At 69.9% G+C, this 18,069-nt stretch carries 19 protein-coding genes and 1 pseudogene; 13 read left to right on the top strand and 7 right to left on the bottom strand.

The window, feature by feature from the left end:
* Nucleotides 1–20: 20 nt before the first annotated feature.
* The 13 genes and pseudogenes from glpK to ACFYOY_RS12505 all read left to right on the top strand — a co-directional run bounded on the left by glpK (nucleotide 21) and on the right by ACFYOY_RS12505 (nucleotide 9,356).
* Nucleotides 21–1,538 carry a glycerol kinase GlpK gene (gene glpK / locus ACFYOY_RS12565; protein WP_351884335.1) on the top strand — a complete coding sequence of 506 codons (1,518 nt, stop codon included), beginning with the start codon at nucleotides 21–23 and terminating at the stop codon, nucleotides 1,536–1,538.
* A gap of 136 nt (nucleotides 1,539–1,674) precedes the next feature.
* Nucleotides 1,675–2,820: a glutathione-independent formaldehyde dehydrogenase gene (locus tag ACFYOY_RS12560; protein ID WP_351884338.1), complete on the top strand. Its 1,146-nt coding sequence runs from the start codon at nucleotides 1,675–1,677 to the stop codon at nucleotides 2,818–2,820.
* Nucleotides 2,821–2,907: 87 nt separating this feature from the next.
* Entirely contained in the window at nucleotides 2,908–3,462 is a 555-nt protein-coding gene (locus tag ACFYOY_RS12555; protein ID WP_388586455.1) for a hypothetical protein, read from the top strand.
* Nucleotides 3,455–4,486 (top strand): SRPBCC family protein, encoded by a 1,032-nt coding sequence (locus tag ACFYOY_RS12550; protein ID WP_388586452.1) that lies wholly within the window; start codon nucleotides 3,455–3,457, stop codon nucleotides 4,484–4,486. Before ACFYOY_RS12555 ends, ACFYOY_RS12550 begins: the two co-directional genes overlap by 8 nt.
* 131 nt (nucleotides 4,487–4,617) lie before the next feature.
* Nucleotides 4,618–5,004, top strand: a pseudogene (gene gvpJ / locus ACFYOY_RS12545) (gas vesicle protein GvpJ).
* A complete protein-coding gene (locus tag ACFYOY_RS12540; protein WP_351884347.1) occupies nucleotides 5,004–5,789 on the top strand; it encodes a GvpL/GvpF family gas vesicle protein in 786 nt (261 codons plus the stop codon). The pseudogene gvpJ and the gene ACFYOY_RS12540 overlap by 1 nt, the downstream one beginning before the upstream one ends.
* 2 nt (nucleotides 5,790–5,791) lie before the next feature.
* Complete coding sequence (locus ACFYOY_RS12535; protein WP_351884350.1) at nucleotides 5,792–6,043, top strand: gas vesicle protein GvpG; 252 nt, start codon at nucleotides 5,792–5,794, stop codon at nucleotides 6,041–6,043.
* Between the two features lie 3 nt (nucleotides 6,044–6,046).
* Nucleotides 6,047–6,469 carry a gas vesicle protein GvpO gene (gene gvpO / locus ACFYOY_RS12530; protein ID WP_388586449.1) on the top strand — a complete coding sequence of 141 codons (423 nt, stop codon included), beginning with the start codon at nucleotides 6,047–6,049 and terminating at the stop codon, nucleotides 6,467–6,469.
* On the top strand, nucleotides 6,466–6,846 hold the full coding sequence (locus ACFYOY_RS12525) for a gas vesicle protein (protein WP_351884356.1): 381 nt from the start codon (nucleotides 6,466–6,468) through the stop codon (nucleotides 6,844–6,846). Before gvpO ends, ACFYOY_RS12525 begins: the two co-directional genes overlap by 4 nt.
* Nucleotides 6,843–7,727, top strand: a complete 885-nt coding sequence (locus tag ACFYOY_RS12520; RefSeq protein WP_388586446.1) for a GvpL/GvpF family gas vesicle protein — start codon at nucleotides 6,843–6,845, stop codon at nucleotides 7,725–7,727. The genes ACFYOY_RS12525 and ACFYOY_RS12520 overlap by 4 nt, the downstream gene beginning before the upstream one ends.
* The gene (locus ACFYOY_RS12515) at nucleotides 7,652–7,861 is read left to right on the top strand and encodes a gas vesicle protein (RefSeq protein ID WP_351884362.1); all 210 of its coding nucleotides are present in this window, start codon (nucleotides 7,652–7,654) and stop codon (nucleotides 7,859–7,861) included. Before ACFYOY_RS12520 ends, ACFYOY_RS12515 begins: the two co-directional genes overlap by 76 nt.
* Entirely contained in the window at nucleotides 7,851–8,150 is a 300-nt protein-coding gene (locus tag ACFYOY_RS12510) for a gas vesicle protein K (protein WP_388586443.1), read from the top strand. The genes ACFYOY_RS12515 and ACFYOY_RS12510 overlap by 11 nt, the downstream gene beginning before the upstream one ends.
* Before the next feature lie 114 nt (nucleotides 8,151–8,264).
* Nucleotides 8,265–9,356 carry a helix-turn-helix domain-containing protein gene (locus ACFYOY_RS12505; protein WP_351884368.1) on the top strand — a complete coding sequence of 364 codons (1,092 nt, stop codon included), beginning with the start codon at nucleotides 8,265–8,267 and terminating at the stop codon, nucleotides 9,354–9,356.
* 21 nt (nucleotides 9,357–9,377) lie between these two features.
* Here the strand turns inward: ACFYOY_RS12505 and ACFYOY_RS12500 are convergent, their stop codons facing one another.
* The 7 genes from ACFYOY_RS12500 to ACFYOY_RS12470 all read right to left on the bottom strand — a co-directional run bounded on the left by ACFYOY_RS12500 (nucleotide 9,378) and on the right by ACFYOY_RS12470 (nucleotide 18,015).
* Complete coding sequence (locus ACFYOY_RS12500; protein ID WP_351884370.1) at nucleotides 9,378–11,279, bottom strand: CocE/NonD family hydrolase; 1,902 nt, start codon at nucleotides 11,277–11,279, stop codon at nucleotides 9,378–9,380.
* A gap of 8 nt (nucleotides 11,280–11,287) precedes the next feature.
* On the bottom strand, nucleotides 11,288–12,232 hold the full coding sequence (locus ACFYOY_RS12495) for a transporter substrate-binding domain-containing protein (RefSeq protein WP_351884373.1): 945 nt from the start codon (nucleotides 12,230–12,232) through the stop codon (nucleotides 11,288–11,290).
* Between the two features lie 53 nt (nucleotides 12,233–12,285).
* On the bottom strand, nucleotides 12,286–13,539 hold the full coding sequence (locus tag ACFYOY_RS12490) for a membrane dipeptidase (protein WP_351884376.1): 1,254 nt from the start codon (nucleotides 13,537–13,539) through the stop codon (nucleotides 12,286–12,288).
* Between the two features lie 91 nt (nucleotides 13,540–13,630).
* Nucleotides 13,631–14,419, bottom strand: coding sequence for an amino acid ABC transporter ATP-binding protein (locus tag ACFYOY_RS12485; RefSeq protein ID WP_351884379.1), 789 nt, complete (start codon nucleotides 14,417–14,419; stop codon nucleotides 13,631–13,633).
* On the bottom strand, nucleotides 14,416–15,324 hold the full coding sequence (locus ACFYOY_RS12480) for an amino acid ABC transporter permease (RefSeq protein WP_351884382.1): 909 nt from the start codon (nucleotides 15,322–15,324) through the stop codon (nucleotides 14,416–14,418). The genes ACFYOY_RS12485 and ACFYOY_RS12480 overlap by 4 nt, the downstream gene beginning before the upstream one ends.
* A 177-nt stretch (nucleotides 15,325–15,501) precedes the next feature.
* On the bottom strand, nucleotides 15,502–16,056 hold the full coding sequence (locus tag ACFYOY_RS12475) for a GNAT family N-acetyltransferase (RefSeq protein WP_351884385.1): 555 nt from the start codon (nucleotides 16,054–16,056) through the stop codon (nucleotides 15,502–15,504).
* Between the two features lie 516 nt (nucleotides 16,057–16,572).
* Complete coding sequence (locus tag ACFYOY_RS12470; protein ID WP_351884743.1) at nucleotides 16,573–18,015, bottom strand: MFS transporter; 1,443 nt, start codon at nucleotides 18,013–18,015, stop codon at nucleotides 16,573–16,575.
* Nucleotides 18,016–18,069: the final 54 nt, after the last annotated feature.

Below are 18,069 nucleotides of genomic sequence, written 5' to 3'. Positions count from 1 at the left end.
CACCCACGAGAGGCGGCATCATGCCGGAATTCGTCGGCGCGGTGGACCAGGGAACCACCAGCACCCGCTTCATGATCTTCAACCACGACGGCGACGAGGTAGCTCGGTACCAGCTCGAGCACCGCCAGATCCTGCCGCGCGCGGGGTGGGTGGAGCACGATCCGGTGGAGATCTACGAGCGCACCAACTCCGTGATGCAAAACGCCCTCCGCACGGGCGGGCTCTTGCCCGCCGACCTGGCCGCGATCGGCATCACCAATCAGCGCGAGACCACGGTGATCTGGGATCCGCGCAACGGCCGCCCGTACTACAACGCCATCGTGTGGCAGGACACCCGCACCGACACCATCGCGGCCGCCCTCGAACGGGACGGCCGTGGCGAGATCATCCGCCGCAAGGCGGGGCTGCCGCCGGCCACCTACTTCTCCGGCGGCAAGATCAAATGGATTCTGGAGAACGTCGAGGGCGTCCGCGAGGCCGCCGAGCGCGGCCACGCCCTCTTCGGCAACACCGACGCCTGGGTGCTGTGGAACCTCACCGGCGGCCCCGGCGCCGGCATCCACGCCACCGATGTCACCAACGCCAGCCGCACCATGCTGATGAACCTGGAGACGCTGGACTGGGACGACGAACTGCTGGAGATCTTCGGCATTCCGCGCGCGATGCTGCCGACGATCAACCCCTCCTCCCACCTCGAGGCGTTCGGCCAGGCCCGCACCTCCCGCCCGCTGCGCACCGCCATCCCCATCACCGGCGTCCTCGGCGACCAGCAGGCGGCCACGGTCGGCCAGGTCTGCTTCGCCCCCGGCGAGGCCAAGAACACCTACGGCACCGGTAACTTCCTGCTGCTCAACACCGGTGCGGAGCTGATCCGCTCGACCAGCGGGCTGCTCACGACCGTGGCGTACCAGTTCGGCGACAGCCCTCCTGTCTACGCCCTGGAGGGCTCGATCGCCGTCACCGGCTCGGCCGTCCAGTGGCTGCGCGACCAGATGAAGATGATCGACGACGCCCCGGGGAGCGAGCGGCTCGCCCGCACCGTCGAGGACAACGGCGGGGTGTACTTCGTGCCCGCCTTCTCCGGGCTCTTCGCCCCGTACTGGCGCTCCGACGCCCGGGGCGCGATCGTCGGCCTCACCCGCTTCAACACCAATGGCCATATCGCCCGGGCCACCCTGGAGGCCATCTGCTACCAGAGCCGGGACGTGGTCGAGGCCATGGAGCGGGACGCCGACATCCACCTGGACGTCCTGCGGGTGGACGGCGGGGTCACCGACAACGAGCTGTGCATGCAGATCCAGGCCGATGTGCTGGGCGTACCGGTCAGCCGCCCCGTCATCGCCGAGACCACCGCCCTGGGCGCCGCCTACGCCGCGGGGCTGGCGACGGGATTCTGGCGGGACACCGATGAGCTGCGCTCCCACTGGAGCGAGTCCAGGCGGTGGGAGCCCCAGTGGGACAAGAAGGCCAGGGAGGAGGGCTACGCGGGCTGGAAGAAGGCCGTCCAGCGCACTCTGGACTGGATCACGGTCGAGTAGGTCCTGGATCACGGACCCGGTTGCGCCGGGCGTCCGACGGCGTTTCGCTGGAAGTACCCGGTGGTGGCCGAGACGTCCTGGGACCACGCCGTTTCCGCCACCACCGCCGTTCGCTGCCGACGCGGAGGTGATCCAGGTGAAAGCCGTCGTCTACGAGAAGCCCTATGCGGTGGCGGTGAGGGACGTCGAGGATCCTCGGATCGAGCATCCGAACGATGTGATCGTGCGCGTTACGTCCAGCGCGATCTGCGGCTCCGATCTGCACATGTACGAGGGCCGTACGGCGGCAGAGCCAGGCATCGTCTTCGGGCACGAGAACCTCGGCGTCGTCGAGGAGACCGGCCCCGGTGTCGTCACGCTGTCCAAGGGCGATCGCGTCGTCATGCCGTTCAACGTGGCCTGCGGATTCTGCAAGAACTGCCTCGCGGGTGACACCGGCTTCTGTCTCACCGTCAACCCCGGTTTCGCAGGCGGTGCCTACGGCTATGTGGCGATGGGCCCCTACACGGGCGGTCAGGCCGAGCGGCTGCGGGTGCCCTTCGCCGATTTCAACTGCCTGAAGCTGCCCGCGGGCGAGGAGTTGGAGACCGACTTCGTCCTGCTCGCCGACATCTTCCCGACCGGCTATCACGGCTGTGAGCTGGCCGAGGTCTCCCCGGGCGAGAGCGTGGCCGTCTACGGCGCGGGCCCGGTGGGGCTGATGTCCGCCTACTCCGCGCTACTGCGCGGCGCCGCCAAGGTGTTCGTGGTGGACCGGGTCCCCGAGCGGCTGGCCAAGGCCGAGGAGATCGGCGCCATCCCCATCGACTTCAGCAAGGACGACGCGGTGCGGCAGATCTTGGACCGCACCGGCGGCGAGGGCACCGACAAGGGCATCGACGCGGTGGGCTACCAGGCCCAGGGACGCGAGGCCGGCCACGAGGAGCCCGCGGTGGTGCTCAACTCGCTGGTCGATACGGTGCGGCCGACCGGACGGCTCGGCGTGCCGGGGCTGTACGTCCCCTCCGACCCCGGCGCCCCCGACGAGCACGCCAAACGCGGCCAGCTCCTGGTCTCCATCGGCCGGATGTTCGAGAAGGGGCAGCGCATGGGCACGGGCCAGTGCAATGTCAAGCGCTACAACCGCCAGCTGCGCGACCTGATCATCGCGGGCCGCGCCAGGCCCAGCTTCGTGGTCTCGCATGAACTCCCGCTGGACCAGGCCCCGCAGGCGTACGAGAAGTTCGACAAGCGGGTGGAGGGCTACACCAAGGTGGTGCTGCATCCCGTGCTCGCGGCCTGACAGGTCACTTAATAGGGTGAAATGCACCATACTTGGCTATATGCACTGGAATGGCTGTCTCGTTCAGCTGCGGGAGGAGGAGCGATCATGAAGAACTCCCGGGTGGCGCTGGCCTTCGTCAGCGGCTATCTCTTCGGGCGCGGCCACAGGGGGACCCTGGTCCTCGGCCTCGCCGGTCTCGCCGCGGGCAAGCGGCTCTCCGGAATCAGCCCACCGGGCGCCCAGGCGCTGAAGTCCTCCGAACTCGGCAAGCTGGGCCAGGAGATCGGCAGTCGGCTGGTCTCCGTGGGGCGGGAGGCGGCCATGTCGGCGGCCAGTAGCCGCATCGATGCCCTGAGCGACCGGCTGGAGCACCGCGCCTCGGCGCTGCGCACCGGTGGCGCGGAGGGCGGGAAGCCGGACGCCGGGGAGCACGAGGAGCCGGAGGAGCACGAGGAGCCGGCCGAGCACGAGGAGCCGGCCGAGCACGAGGAGCCGGCCGAGCACGAGGAGCCGGCCGAGCACGAGGAGCCGGCCGAGCACGAGGAGCGCGAGCGCACCGGAAAGCAGCAGCGCAAGCCGGCCGACCGTCCGGCACAGGCCAGGAAGCGGACGGCTCCGAAGGGCCCGCGCGACGAAGCCAGAGGTGAGGGTCATGGCTGAGGAAACCCCAAAGGGACGGGCCGGTGGGGGCGGCGCGCTGCCCACCGACCGCCTGGTGAAGGAAGCACAGGGTCTGCTGATGGCGCTGGGCGAAAAAGCTCTGGAATCGGTCACCCACCTGGGGGGGAACCCCGGGCCGGGCGGCGCGCTGAAGGGCGGGCTGAAGGGCGGGCTGAAGGGCGGGCTTGACCAGGTCAAGGAAAAGGTCGTCGACACGGCCAAGGAGAAGGTCAAGGACCAGGTCAAGGAAAAGGTCGTCGACAAGGCCAAGAGCTTCATCCCGGGCCTCGGCGGTGGCGGCGACGGCGGCGGCAAGGGCGGAAAGAAGCTCAAGGTCACCAACATCGTGGAGCAGATCGACGTGGGCGCGCCCCTCTCCCTCACCTACAACCTCTGGACGGAGTGGGAGAACTTCCCCTCGTACATGAAGAAGGTCGAGGACGTCCAGAACCAGGGCGAGGACGGGGACGAGCCCGGGACGGAATCCGAGTGGAAGGCCCAGGTCTTCTGGTCGCACCGCAAGTGGCAGGCAGAGGTCGTCGAGCAGGTGCCCGACAAGCGGATCATCTGGACGTCACGGGCCGACAAGGGCCATGTGGACGGCACGATCACCTTCCATGAGCTGGCCCCCGAACTCACCCGGATCCTGTTCGTCCTGGAGTACTGGCCGCAGGGCTTCATGGAGCGCACCGGCAACCTCTGGCGTGCCCAGGGCCGCCGGGTGCGTCTGGAGTTGAAGCACTTCCGCCGTCATCTCATGCGCGAGGTGCTGCTCGACCCCGACGAGGTCGTGGGCTGGCGCGGTGTGGTGCGCGACGGCGAGATCGTGGAGGGGGACGAGCGAGAGGAGGGGGAGCCCGAGGAAGGCGAGGAAGGCGAGGAAGGCGAGGAAGGCGAGGAAGGCGAGGAAGGCGAGGAAGGCGAGGAAGGCGAGGAAGGCGAGGAGTACGACGAGGAGGAAGAGCCCGAGGAGCCTGAGGAGTACGAGGACGAGGAGCCCCGGGACGAAGACGAGGAGGAGTAGGAGGACGAGGAGCCCGTACGGCGCCGCGCGCGCCGCTGACGGCTCCCGTCCCGGGAACGGGTGAGCGCGGTGACCGTAGCACGCCAGCAGCAGAGCCAGTATCTGGACCAGACCGGGCGAGTTCCAGCGCCCTGGTCGACGTGGTCGACCTCATCCTGGACAAGGGCCTGGTCATCGATGTGTATGTGCGGGTGTCCCTGGTGGGCATCGAGCTTTTGACCTCGACGCCCGGATCGTCGTCGCCGGTGTGGACACGTATCTGCGGTTCGCGGAGGCGACCAACCGACTGGACCTCGCCCGCAGCGGCACCGAGACCCACGGCCTGCCCGGCCTCATGGACGACCTCCGGGAGGGGGGCGGCAAGAAGAAGACCAGGGGCGCCCTGGAAGGTGTTCAAGGAATCGGTCTCGGATCTGCTGCGGGACGATGACGACGAGGACCGGGAACCCGAGCGCGAGGAGCGGGGCAGGCCCCGGCGCACAAGGGGTTCCCCCAGCCACAGGGAGCGCGAGCGGTGATGGCCGAGGACGGACGTGCCTGCTATGTCTACGGGGTCGTCACGGACGACCGGACCGATGAGTCGGTCAAGGATCTCCCAGCCGTCGGGGATCCGGAGGCCCCGGTGACCCTGGTCCGCCACCGCGGCCAGGCCGCGGTGGTCAGCGAGGTGTCCGTCGGCAAGCCGCTGGGCACCCCCGAGGATCTGCGCACCCACGCCAAGGTGCTGGACAGCCTGGCCGAGCAGGGCCCACCGGTGCTGCCGTTCCGCTTCGGCACCGTGGTGCGCGACGCCGCGGCGGTGACCGGCGAGCTGCTGGCTGAGGGACATGACGACTTCGCCCGCGGCCTCGACCGGCTCCGCGGCCGCTCGCAGCTCACCGTGCGGGCCCGGTATGAGCAGGACGCGGTCTTGCACGAGGTGGTGACCGAACAGCCGGAGGCCAGACGGCTCCGCGAGGAGTTGCGGGGGCTGCCGGAGGAGGAGGGGTACGAGCAGTGGATCCAGCTCGGCCGGCTCGTCATGGACACCATCGACGCGAAGCGGAGCGTGGACGCGCTGGAGCTCGACCGGCGGCTGGGGCCGTACGCGCTGGCCTCGGTGTCGCAGGAGGCGGCGTCCACCGAAGGGCTGGTCAACGCCTCGTTCCTGGTGGAGGACGCGAAGCGGCAGGCGTTCGAGGGGGCCGCCGAGGAGCTCGCCGAGCACTGGCACGGCCGGGTCCGGATGCGTCTGCTCGGCCCGCTGGCGCCGTACGACTTCGTGGCCGACGCACTGCTCGAAGGAGAGGAAGGCGACGAGTAGCCATGGGATTGTTCACCGGCCTGGCCACACTGCCGCTGGCCCCGGTGCGAGGTGTCGTCTGGGTGGCCGAGCGGCTCCATGACGAGGCCCATCGGCAGCTGTACGACCCCGAGGTGATCAAGCAACGGCTGGAAGAGGTCGCGGAGGCCCGGGAGAGCGGAGAGCTCACCGAGGAGGAGGCGGCCCGCGAGGAAGACGAGCTGGTCCGCAGGCTGATGTCCCCGGGGCCGCCCGGCGGGGGCATGGAGGTATGAGCCGTGCCCCCCGAGGAACGGCCCCCCGAGGAACGGCCTCGCGAGGAACGGCCTCGCGAGGAGCGCCACCACGAGGAACGCCGTCGCGAGGAGCGGCCGCGCACCCGGCCCCGTGAGGAACGGGACCGGCAGGAGCAGGGCCAGGAGGAGCGGCCCCGCCGCGCCGCCCTGGATGCCCGCGACGCCGCGCGGAGTGCGGCGCGCCATGTGGAGGGGCTGACCGGGCGGGCCGCGGAGGGCGTCACCTCGCTGGAGCGCGGGGCGGATGGCTGGGTCATCGGTATCGAGGTCGTCGAGACCCACCGGATACCGGACTCCATCGACATCCTCGCCGAGTACCAGGTCGAGCTGGACGACCACGGCGAGCTCGCCTCCTACCGCCGCACCGAGCGCTACTACCGCGGCAGGGGGGAGAACCGGACATGAACCAGAGCTTCGACTGGAACGCGCCGGTCCGGCGCACCGGCGGCGCTTGCGAACCGGCCCGCCGCGGATCCGAGCCCTCCAGCCTGACCGACATCCTGGAGCGGGTGCTCGACAAGGGCATCGTCATCGCCGGTGACATCCAGATCAATCTGCTGGACATCGAACTGCTGACGATCAAGATCCGGCTGCTGGTCGCCTCCGTGGACCGGGCCGAGGAGATGGGCATCGACTGGTGGGAACACGACCCCACGCTCTCCTCCGGCGCCCGGGACGTCCTGGAGGAGAACGAGCGGCCGCGGCGGCGCGTCGGCGAGCTGGAGGACGGCCCCGGCGCGCGCGAGGTGGACCGCGGCGCGAAGGGGGAGGACGAACGGTGACCGAGAAGCCCCTCGCCACCTGGCTGTACGCGGTGACGGCCGCCCTGGAGGACGGCGCCCCGCCGCTGGGGCTCACCGGTGTGGCGGACGAGCCGGTGCGCCTGGTGGAGAAGGCCGGACTGGCCGCCGTCGTGGGCTCCGTACCGCTGGCGGAGTTCGACGAGGACGCGGTGCGCGGCCATCTGGAGGACCTGGAGTGGCTGGAGCGCACGGCCCGCGCACACCACCGGGTGATCAACGGCGCGGCCTGCCTGGGCCAGGTCATCCCGCTGCGCTTCGCCACGCTCTACCACGATGACGACCGGGTCCGCGCGATGCTCCAGGAGCGCCGGGAGGATTTCACGGCCACGCTGCGGCGGGTGGCGGGCCGCACCGAGTGGGGCGTCAAGGTGTATGTCGACCCCAGGTCCTTCCTGCCCGACCCGGACGAGCCCGCCGGCGGCGAGGACAGCCCCGGAACCGCCTATCTGCTGCGCCGGCGGGCCCAGCGGCAGGACCAGGAGACCGCGCATCTGAGGGCGACCGAGCGCGCGGAGGAGATCCACGCCTCCCTCGCCGCGCTGGCGGTGGCGACTGCCGCGCATCCACCGCAGGACACCGCACTGGCCGCGTACGAGGGATGGATGGTGCTGAACAACTCCTATCTGGTGCCCGATGGCCTCACCGAGGAGTTCACCGCCCTGGTGACCGCGCTGGGGGAGCGCTACCCCGCCGTCACCCTGGAGGCCAGCGGCCCCTGGCCGCCGTACTCCTTCACCGGTCCGCCGAAGGCCGAAGGAGAGGCCCGGCCGGAGGAGGCGCCGTCGTGGCCCGTGCGATCGAGCGCAGGGAGGTGGCCCTGGTCGACCTGCTCGACCGGGTGCTCGCCGGAGGCGTGGTGATCGCCGGGGAGATCACCCTGACCATCGCCGACATCGACCTGGTGCGGATCTCCCCGCGCGCCCTGATCGCCTCCGTGGTGGAGAGCGAGGAGGAGGAACGAGGAGGAAGGGAGGGGGTCCGCCATGACGGATGACCGCGCTCCCCGGCCCGGCCGGCGGATCGAAGTGGACGAGGAGCCGGTCCGCAAGAGCCTGGCCGGTCTGGTGCTCACCATCGTCGAGTTGCTGCGGCAGCTCATGGAGCGGCAGGCGCTGCGCCGCGTCGAGCAGGGCGGTATCAGCGATGAACAGACAGAGAAGCTCGGGCTGACACTGATGGCCCTGGAGCAGAACATGGCCGAGCTGCGGGAGCACTTCGGGCTGACCGAGGACGACCTCAACCTGGATCTGGGTCCGCTGGGCCCTCTGCTGCCCCGCGACTGACCGGGCCCCGCGACCGGCCCCGGCCACGCCACCCCTAGCCCCTGACCTGGGCGTCCGGCGCAGATTCGCGAGACACCCCGGCCGGGCGCGTCATCCGCCGAGTACTGTGCGGGTGTGGGGATCACGCTCAACCTCCAGCGCGCACGACCGGCCGATGTGTATGTCGGCCGGTCGGCGCTGGCCGAGCTCATGTCGGTGCTGCACATCATGGCCGAGCCCGACCACCACCCGGAGGCCCAGCGCTGGACGCACCGGCTCGGGACGGTGATCTCCCCCGCCCTCGCCCATGAGATGAGCGCCCTGTCCCCGCTGTGGGCTCGGCTCCGCTGCCGGCTGCTGTTCCCGCTGGGACTCCCGCTGGACCAGCCCTTCGAGGAGGAGCTGCGCCATCTGGAGAAGCTGCCGCTCGAGGAGTTCGTGGGCCTGTGCTCCCAGGGAGTGCTCGGCTTCCGCGAGGCCGTGCCCCCGGCGCACAGCCTGCTCACCGACCCCGAGGCCGCCGAGCGCTACGTGGCCCAGTGCGAGCGGCGGTCCATCCGGCGCGGGGAGCTGGCCCACGATCTGGTGGCCTCGCCCGAGGGGCTGCGCGGCCGGCTCCTGTGCTTCCTTGACTCCTGCGCCGAGGCGTTCTTCGCCTCCGAGTGGCGCACCGTCCGCGACCGGCTGGAGTCGGCCGCCGCCCGGGTCCGCAGCGACATCCGGCGGCGGGGTCTGGCCGAGGTGCTGGCCGGGCTCAGCCCCACCGCGGTGGTCTCCCGGGGCGGGGCGCGGGTGCGCTACGACAAGCTGGCCGTCGCCGAGATCGAGATCGGCCCGCGCCCGCTCTTCCTGCTCCCCTCCGTCCATGTCTGGCCGCATCTGACCGTCAAGGACGAGGAGTCCCACCCCGTGGTGCTCCAGTTCGCCGCCCGGGAGGACGGGACGGCCGATCAGCTCACCCAGGCGGAGCTGCGGGCCCGGATGTCCGCCCTGGCGTCCCTGGGCCGGATGGAGGTGTGCCGCCATCTGCTGGGCGAGCCCATCACCACCTCCGAACTGGCCCAGCGGATGGGGCTCGCCGATACGCAGGTCTCCCGCACGCTGCGCCAGCTGAGGGACGCCGGGCTCATCGAGTCCGAGCGCGAGGGCAAGTACGTCTACCACCGGCTGGCCACCAGCACCCTGCTCCGGCTGGGGCAGGACGTGCTGGCGACCATCATGCGGTGACGGCCGCGCGCCCGCGGCCCGTCAGCCCGGCTGGGTCCACAGCAGTACCGCCGAGGGGCGGTCCGCGTCCATGTGGACCCGGTTGGTCGCGACCACCTTGCGGCGGCTCACCGCCTCCGGCACCCCGGTATTGGAATTGACGTCGAACCGGGGGAAGTTGCTGGAGGAGATGTCCACCCGCAGCCGGTGCCCGGCCTCGAAGCGGTTGGCCGTGTCCGGCGCCGGGATCTCGATCTCGTACACCTCGCCCGGCTCCAGCGGCTCCGGGCGCTCGAACGACTCGTGGAAGCGGCAGCGGAAGATGCCCTCGGTGAGGTTCATCGCGAAGCCGTGCGGATAGTCCTCGTTCGGCGGATGCACATCGACCAGCTTCACCGTGAAGTCGGTGTCCGGGGCGGAGGAGGAGATGAACAGCCGGGCCGTGACCGGTCCGGCCACCACCAGCGGCTCCTCCAGCGGCGGGGTGGTCAGTGAGACCACATCGGGCCGGGAGTTCAGCGGCAGATACGGCGGGCGGGCACCGTAGAACCGCTCGTCCGGCACCTGGTCGAAGGCCCCGCCCACCATCACCGGCTCACCCGAGGTGACTTGGCCGCCCAGCGTCGGCACCGGGTCGTTCGGGTCGAAGTCGTACTCCACCCAGGCTCGTCCGGCCGTCGGCCGCTCCCGGCTCAGCTCGCCCGAGGTGTGGCAGTAGAACGCCGTCTCCCGGGTCCCGGCCGGGGGCCACTGGGTGTCGGTGTGCCACCGGCCGCCGTGCCGCATCCGCCCGGCCTCGTCCCGCCGGCCGTCCCCGCCGCCCATCAGGAAGTACCGCACCCGCGGGATCGACTCCGGGTCGCCGCCCACCAGCACCGCGTCGAACCAGCGCTGCCGGAAGGACAGATACGAGGTGTCCACATTGCCGCTGAAGGTCGATGCGGGCCCGAAGTCCACATCGCCGGCGAAGGTGACACAGCGCAGCCCGTGCTTCCACGGCCCCATCACCAGATACGCCGGGGACCGCTTGAGACGGCCCATGGCGGTGAAGTTCTCGATGGTGGAGCGCACGTACGGGTCGTACCAGCTCGACATGTGCAGGGTCGGCACATCCGGGAAGCGGTCGTAGTGGCCGCGCCCGTAGATGGCCGGCTGGCGCCAGTACGCCCCGAAGGCGTCATGCCGCCACTGGTCGAGCAGATAGCGCTCGTAACTCCCCACCTGACGCAGCGGGGAGACACCCGTGCGCCACGGCAGCACGGTGAACCAGTCGCGCAGATCCGTCCCCGCGAAAGCCTTGCGCACCAGCGGGTCCCGCTCCGCCTCCGGGCTCTCCTCACCGTGCCGGAAGGCCCAGGTGATCTGCTTGAGCTCGAAGGCGCCGCCCATCCGCATCCCGGCCTCGTAGGCGCTGGCGAAGCCGCCGGAGTCCATGAACATCGCGGACAGGCCCGTGGGGGACTCGGCCGCGGCCGCCGTCTGGGCGTGTGCCGAATAGGACACCCCCATCATGGCCACCCGGCCGTCGCACCAGGGCTGGGCGGCGATCCAGTCGATGGTGTCCGCGCCGTCCGGCCCCTCGCCCAGGTACTTCACGAAGGTGCCGTCCGAGTCACCGCGGCCCCGGCAGTCCTGCCGCACCACGTGGTACCCCGCGCGGACGAAGAACGCCGAGGTCTCCTCCGGCGTCGGCACCGGCTCGTCGTGGCGGCTGCGGTCGGAGTCGCGTACGTGGCGGCGGCCGTAGGGGGTCCGCTCGAGGATGACCGGGCGGGGCCCGGGCCGCTCCTCGGCGGTGAACAGATCGGCGGCCAGGAAGATCCCGTCCCGCGTCGGAACGCGCAGGGTGCGTCGCCACACCCGCTCGTCCAGCAGCCGGGCGGGCTCCTCCCAGGCCGCCCGCTCTCTGCCCCCGCTCGTTTCGGTCTGACTGGTTCGTGCCATGGAAGATCTCACTGGGTCTGGGATTGCTTGGAGCCGTTGAGGGCGAGCTGGGAGCGGGTGACCGTGGACAGCGGCAGCCCCCACTGGCCGAAGAGCTTGGCGTAGGTGCCCGATTCGTACATCTTCCGCAGCCCCTTGACGATCACGGAGGCCAGCCCGGTGCCCTTCTTGGCCTGGATGCCGTAGATGGCCGTCGCGGCGGGCAGGTCCAGCATGTCCTTGAGCTCGAGCGTCTCGAAGCGGTCCTTCGAGTTCTGGCTCACCGAGGTGTTGGAGGCGCTGGGCGCGGCCACCGCGTCCACGCGCTTGCTCTGCAGTGCCAGCGAGGCGGCGGGCAGATCGGTGTAGAGCTTCGCGTCCACCGACGGCTTGCCCTTCGCGGCACAGCGCTTGTTCTGGGCGGCGAGCACGTTCTGCGTTCCGGCGCCCTTCTCGACGCCGACCTTGTGCCCGCAGACCTCGAGACCGTTCTTGGGGCGGAAGGAGCCGTCCTTCAGCACCATCAGCGTCACACTGCTCTGCGCGAAGTCGGCGAAGTCGACCTCCTTCTGGCGCTCGGTGAAGTCGCCGGAGGGGGCGCTGAGGTCGATCCGGCCGGACTTCAGCCCCGGGATCACCGCGTCGAAGTTGGTCCGCTCCACCTTGATCTTCACATCGAGCAACGAGGAGAGCTGCGCGGACAGTTCGGGGACCAGCCCGGTGATCTTCCCGTCGGACTCGAAGGTGACATACGGCGCGTACTCGCTGACGCCCATGATCAGCGTCTTCTTGGTGTACTCCTCGGGCACCTCGGCCGCCAGCGCGCTGTCCTTGGGCTCGGGGGCGAGCGTGGCCGCCGGATGGCTCTGCTCGGCCTTGCCGTCGCCGGGGGTGTCGTCCACCGAACAGGCGGACAGGGCGAGCGTCAGGGAGGCCAGCAGGGCGCATGCGGCGACATGGGGACGGTTGCGCATGGGTGCTCCATTCCAGGAGGTGGGGGGTAGCGGATACGGAAGAGCGGGACCGGTCAGCGGCCCCAGACGGTCTCGGCGACGCGCCGTACGTTGCCCCCGGCGAGCTTGGCCACGTCCGCTTCGGAGTAGCCCCGCTCGAACAGCCACCGGATCATGTTGCCGACCGCCTCCGCGGGGTTCTCACAGCCGCGTACGTACGCGACCTCCTCATGCGGTGGCAGTTCGGGGGCCTTGCCGTCGTGTGCGTCGTCCTTGCCGAAGAGCGGGGCGAACGTCCGGTGCCAGGCCGTGTGATCGCCGAAGTTGGTGTCCGGGCCGAAGGCCACATGGTCGATGCCGACCAGATCGATACAGCGCTCGATGTGTTCCATCACCGAGTCCAGGCTGTGCCGGGGGTGCTGGGCGGTGATGGTCGTATGCGGCGCCGCCTCGACGCCGATGAACCCGCCGGACCCGGCGCAGGCCCGGATCACATCGTCCGGCTTCATCCGCGGGGTCGGCCACAGCGCCCGCGACCCGGCGTGGGTGATCACCACGGGGGCGGCGGAGCGGCGCACGGCGTCCAGGGCCGTCGCGTCCCCGCTGTGCGAGACGTCGACGATGATCCCGAGGTCGTTCATCCGGCCCAGCGCCCGGCGGCCGAGCAGGGTCAGACCGGTGTCACCGGCGTCGGCGAGCCCCGAACCCAGCTGATTGCTCTCGCTGTAGACCAGGCCGAGCAGGCGGACGCCCAGACCGTAGAGCAGATCGAGCCGGTCGACGTCATTGCCGATGGGGGAGGCGGACTCCAGGGTCAGCACCACCCCCACCTGATCGCCGGCCCGTGCCCGGTCGGCCTCCTCGAGCGTGCGGACGGGCGTCACCAGCCGCTGATGGGCGAGGTCCGCCTGGCGCATGGCCAGATCGCTGACCGCGTCGTCCCAGTCCCAGGGGGCGTGCGAGCGGATCATGCTCACCGCGGCCGGGCCGCCGTCGAAGAACAGGTCGACCCCCGAGTGCGCGATGCCCTCGTAGGGAATCGACTCCCGGCCCTGGCGGCGGTAGTCGGCGAAGTCCCCCGGATCCGCGGGGCGCAGCGAGAGATGGTCATGGGCGGAGATCACCGGATGGCGCTCCTCGAAGTCCCGCGCGCGGACCTCGACCTCTTCGCTCCACTCCAGCGCGGCCCCGGGGACCCGGCCGAGCGCGGGCGCCAGCTCGAAGGCGCGGAAGTCCTCCCCGGCCTCCAGATACTGGTACGAGTGGTAGGAGTCCCACAGCTCCAGGCGCCGGACGGTCTTGGCGGGCAGGGGAAGATCGGTACTCATGCTGTACAGCTTTCATTCGCTTCTCCGCCCGCGCGGCGCAGCGGCGCGGGCATCGTAGCCAGGTGCGGCCCGGCAGCCGCGCATGCGTCGCTCATGGGGAGACCTTCGACAAGAACGTACGGGTGCGGTCGTGAGAGGGGGTGCGCAACAGCTGGTCAGGTGCACCTTCTTCGACGATCCGGCCGTCGTCCATGAAAACGATCCGGTCAGCGATATCGGCGGCGAAGCGCATCTCATGGGTGACGACGACCAGCGTCATGCCCTCGCTGGCCAGGTCCCTGATGACGCTGAGCACCTCCTGCACCATCTCGGGATCGAGGGCGGAGGTCGGCTCGTCGAAGAGCATCACCTTGGGGCGCATCGCCAGGGCGCGGGCGATGGCCACCCGCTGCTGCTGGCCGCCGGAGAGCTTGTCCGGGTAGCTGTCCAGCTTGTGGGCGAGCCCGACCCGGGTCATCAGCTCCACGGCGCGCGCGTCGGCCTGGGCCTTGGAGAGCCCCAGCACCCGGCGCGGGGCCTCCACGATGTTCTCGCGGGCGGTCAGGTGCGGGAACAGATTGAAGCTCTGGAACACCATGCCCATCGCCGAGCGCTGGGCGGCCAGCTCCCGGGGGCCCAGCTCATGCAGGGTGCGGCCGCGCAGCTGGTAGCCGATGACGCTGCTGTCGACCACCACCACGCCCTGGTCCGGCACTTCGAGGTGGTTGACGCAGCGCAGCAGCGTGCTCTTTCCGGATCCGGAGGGACCGATCAGACAGACCGTCTCACCTCGGTGGATATCCAGGGAGATACCGTGCAGCACCTCGGTGCCACGGAACGACTTGCGGATCTCACGCAGGGAGACGATGGCCTGCGATTGCTTTTCCGATGCCACGGTCATACCGAGTGCTCGATCCTCTTCACTTTCCCGGTCCGGTCGGCCGAAATCAGGGTGTGTCGTCCCAGGCGTCGCTCCAGGCGCTGCTGCAGAAGAGTGATGACGCCAGTGATGATCATGTACCAAATGGCGGCCACGATCAACAGCGGAACGGTCTGGAAGTTCTTGGCGTAAATCAGCTGGACCGAGTAGAGCAGGTCGGCCAGGGTGATCACGCTGACCAGGGAGGTGGCCTTGAGGAGAGATATCAGCTCATTTCCCATCGGTGGGACGATCACTCGCAGCGCCTGGGGGAGGGTGATGCGGAAGAAGATCTGAGCTGGCGTCAATCCCAGTGCGGACGCCGCCTGGTGCTGTCCGGCGGGCACCGCGAGCAGCCCCGAACGGATCAACTCCGCGATGTATGCGGTCTCATGGAGCGTCAGGCCGATGATTGCGGCGGTCAGCGGGCCGATGACGTCGTTCGAGTCGAAGGTGAGGAAACGTGGCCCCCAGGGAATGCCGAGAGACAGTGTCGGAAACAGGGCGGCGAGGTTGTACCAGAACAGTAGCTGCACCAGCATGGGAATGCTGCGGAAAACCCAGATAAAGGCGGCTGCGGCCGTGGACATGAGCCGGGAGTCGCCCATCCGCATAAGAGCGACCAGGGTGCCGGACACCAGAGAAATCGCCATGGTCACCGCGGTCATTCCGATGCTGACCCCGATGCCCTTCAGCACCCGGATTTCAAAGAAGTATTTCGCGACGGTGTTCCACTCGAAACGAGGGTTGGTGAATATCGTGGTGACCGCCATCGCGGCCAGTACCAGCACGATCGCGTTGGCCACCAGAAGTCCGGGACGCCGTCGCTTCGCGCGTTTGAGCACGGTTGGCTCGGATAGTGCATCGACGTTCGGGACTTTGGTCATGGCGTGCCTTCGGACGGTCGGGTCGCGGCAGAATTACCGCATCCTAAAACCGCACGTGGGGGCGGTCACCAACAGTTGACACAGAACGGTCAACCGTAAACGAGGGAATGTGCCCGTCCGCCCGGAGCGGCTGGGCGGGCGAACGGACGGGTGTTGGCGGACAGGGCTCCGCCGGGCCTACAGCCCCTTTTCGAAGGGGAGCGGGCCGATGGTCTCCGGGTCGGCCGAGATATCGAACAACGGGGTGTAGCCGGTGGCCAGATACAGCCCGCGCGCCTCCGGCTGGCGGGGCCCGGTGGTGAGGTAGACCCGGCGGTAGCCGCGCTCGGCGGCCGACCGCTCCAACTCCGCCACCACCCGACGGGCCAGCCCGCGCCGCCGATGGCCCGAGTGCGTCCAGATCCGCTTGAGCTCCGCCGTCCGCCCGTCGTAGCGCCGGTACGCACCCCCGGCGACCGGCTCACCGCCCTCCAGCAGCAGAAGCAGCTCCCCGTGCGGCGGGGCGAACTCCTCGGCCGGATAGCGGTTCAGCTCACGGTCGGCCGCTCTGCCGTAGCGGGTGGAGTACTCGTACGCCAGCTCGCGCAGCAGTGGCTCGACCCGCGGATCGTCCACGGTCACCCGCGCCACCGTCAGCCGGGGCGGGGGTTCGGCCGCGAAGGCCGCGTCGGAGCGCGGACCGGGCTGTGAGCCGTCGTCGGTGGCGGCGGTGCCGAGGAACTCCACGGACATGGGGTGACCTTTCGGGAAGCGGAGAAGGAAGAGAAGGAAGAGAAGGAAGAGAAGGAAGAGAAGGAAGAGAAGGAAGAGAAGGAAGAGAAGGAAGAGAAGGAAGAGAAGGAAGAGAAGGGAGAGAAGGGAGAGAAAGGCGAGAGGCACCCCGGAACCGGACAATGGCGCGGTTTCAGGGGTGAGGGCGCGTCAGGCGCGGAAGTGACAGGCGGGGGCCCTGAGATCAGAAGAGGGCGGCCGGTGGGACGGCCCGCTGCCGGGTCAGCCGGAACAGGAAGCGGACCACACCCGACCGAAGTCGATGTGGTCGCGTGTGACCAGGGGCAGCTCAGTCCTCACCCGCATCATTCAGCCCCGCGCGGGCCCGTTCCGTCAACCGCTGTCCACATGATGGCCCGTATGCGTCCCCGCCACGACAAAGCCGCCCGTATCCCCCTTCCGCCGCGTGAGCGGGCGGGGAGACACGGGCGGCTGCGGAGCGACCTCGGCCGTCGGCCGTCGGTTGTCGGCCCTGGGTCAGCGGCCTGCCACCGGCTGTGGTGTGCCGGACCGCTCCGATGGGGCCGTGAGCCGGTCCGGCCCGCGGCCCGGCAGCAACGAGGCGATCGCGAGCGCCACCAGCGCGGCGCCGCCGCCGATCACGAAGGCGGTGCGGAAGCCGTTCAGGGACGGGACCTCGGTGGGCCCGAACGCGGTGGTCATATGGGCGAGGACGACGCCCACCACCGCACTGGCGGTCGAGGTGCCGATGGACCGCATCAGGGTGTTGAGGCCGTTGGCCGCGCCCGTCTCGGAGACCGGCACCGCCGACATGATCAGCGCAGGCATGGCGGAGTACGCGAGGCCGATCCCGGCGCCGATCACACACGAGATGATCACGACCTGCCATGCGGCGTCCATCAGGAAGACGCCCATGCCGTACCCGGCGGCGATCACCCCCGCGCCGAGCATCAGCGACACCTTGGGGCCCCAGGTGGCCGTGATCCGCGCCGACAGCGGTGAGATGGCCATCATCACCAGACCGGACGGGCCCAGGCACAGACCGGCGGTCATCATCGACTGGCCCAGTCCGTACCCCGTCGCCTCGGGCATCTGCAGCAGCTGCGGCAGCACCAGCGACATTCCGAACATCGCGAAGCCGATGACGATGGAGGCCAGATTGGTCAGCAGCACCTGACGCCGGACGGTGGTGCGCAGATCCACCAGCGGCCCGGTCACCCGCAGCTCCCACCGGCTCCACAGCAGCAGCACGACCACCGCGCCGCCGAACAGCCCGATGGTGGTCGTGCTGCCCCAGCCCCAGTCGGCGCCCTTGGAGATGGCCAGCAGCAGACACAGCAGCCCGGCCGACAGCCCGATGGCGCCCACCAGGTCGAACCGCCCGCCGCCGCGCACCGGGGACTCCGGTACGAGCACCAGCACCAGCGCGATCACCACCACGCCCAGGCTCGCCGATACCCAGAACAGCACATGCCAGTCGGCGTGTTCGGCCAGCGCCGCGGCGCCGGGCAGGCCGAGGGCGCCGCCGACGCCCAGCGAGGAGCTCATCAGGGCCATCGCCGAGCCGAGCCGTTCGGCGGGCAACTCGTCCCGCATGATGCTGATGCCCAGCGGGATCACGCCCGCGGAGAAGCCCTGGAGCGCACGGCCGACGATCATGGGCGCGAGCGCGTCCGAGAGCGCGCACACCACCGATCCGACCACCAGCATCGTCAGGCTGAGCAGCAGCGTCCGCCGTTTGCCGTACATATCGCCGAGCCGGCCCAGCACCGGGGTGGCCACGGCGCCCGCGAGCAGGGTGGCGGTGATCGCCCAGGAGGCGTCCGAGGCCGAGGTGTGCAGCAGTCCCGGGAGATCCGGGATCAGCGGCACCACGAGGGTCTGCATCAGGGAGACGACGATTCCGCCGAAGGCCAGGACGGCGACCACCGGTCCGGAGCGCGGCGGGTGGGCGGTCATCGCCGCTTCGGGGGCATCGGGGGTCGGAGGTAAGGAAGTCACGGTGGTCCTTCG

It is taken from the genome of Streptomyces sp. NPDC007875 (assembly GCF_042868035.1).
Lineage (GTDB): Bacteria > Actinomycetota > Actinomycetes > Streptomycetales > Streptomycetaceae > Streptomyces > Streptomyces antimycoticus.
The sequence above is the reverse complement of the archived record's forward strand: the minus strand, read 5'-3'. Positions and strand labels throughout refer to the sequence as shown.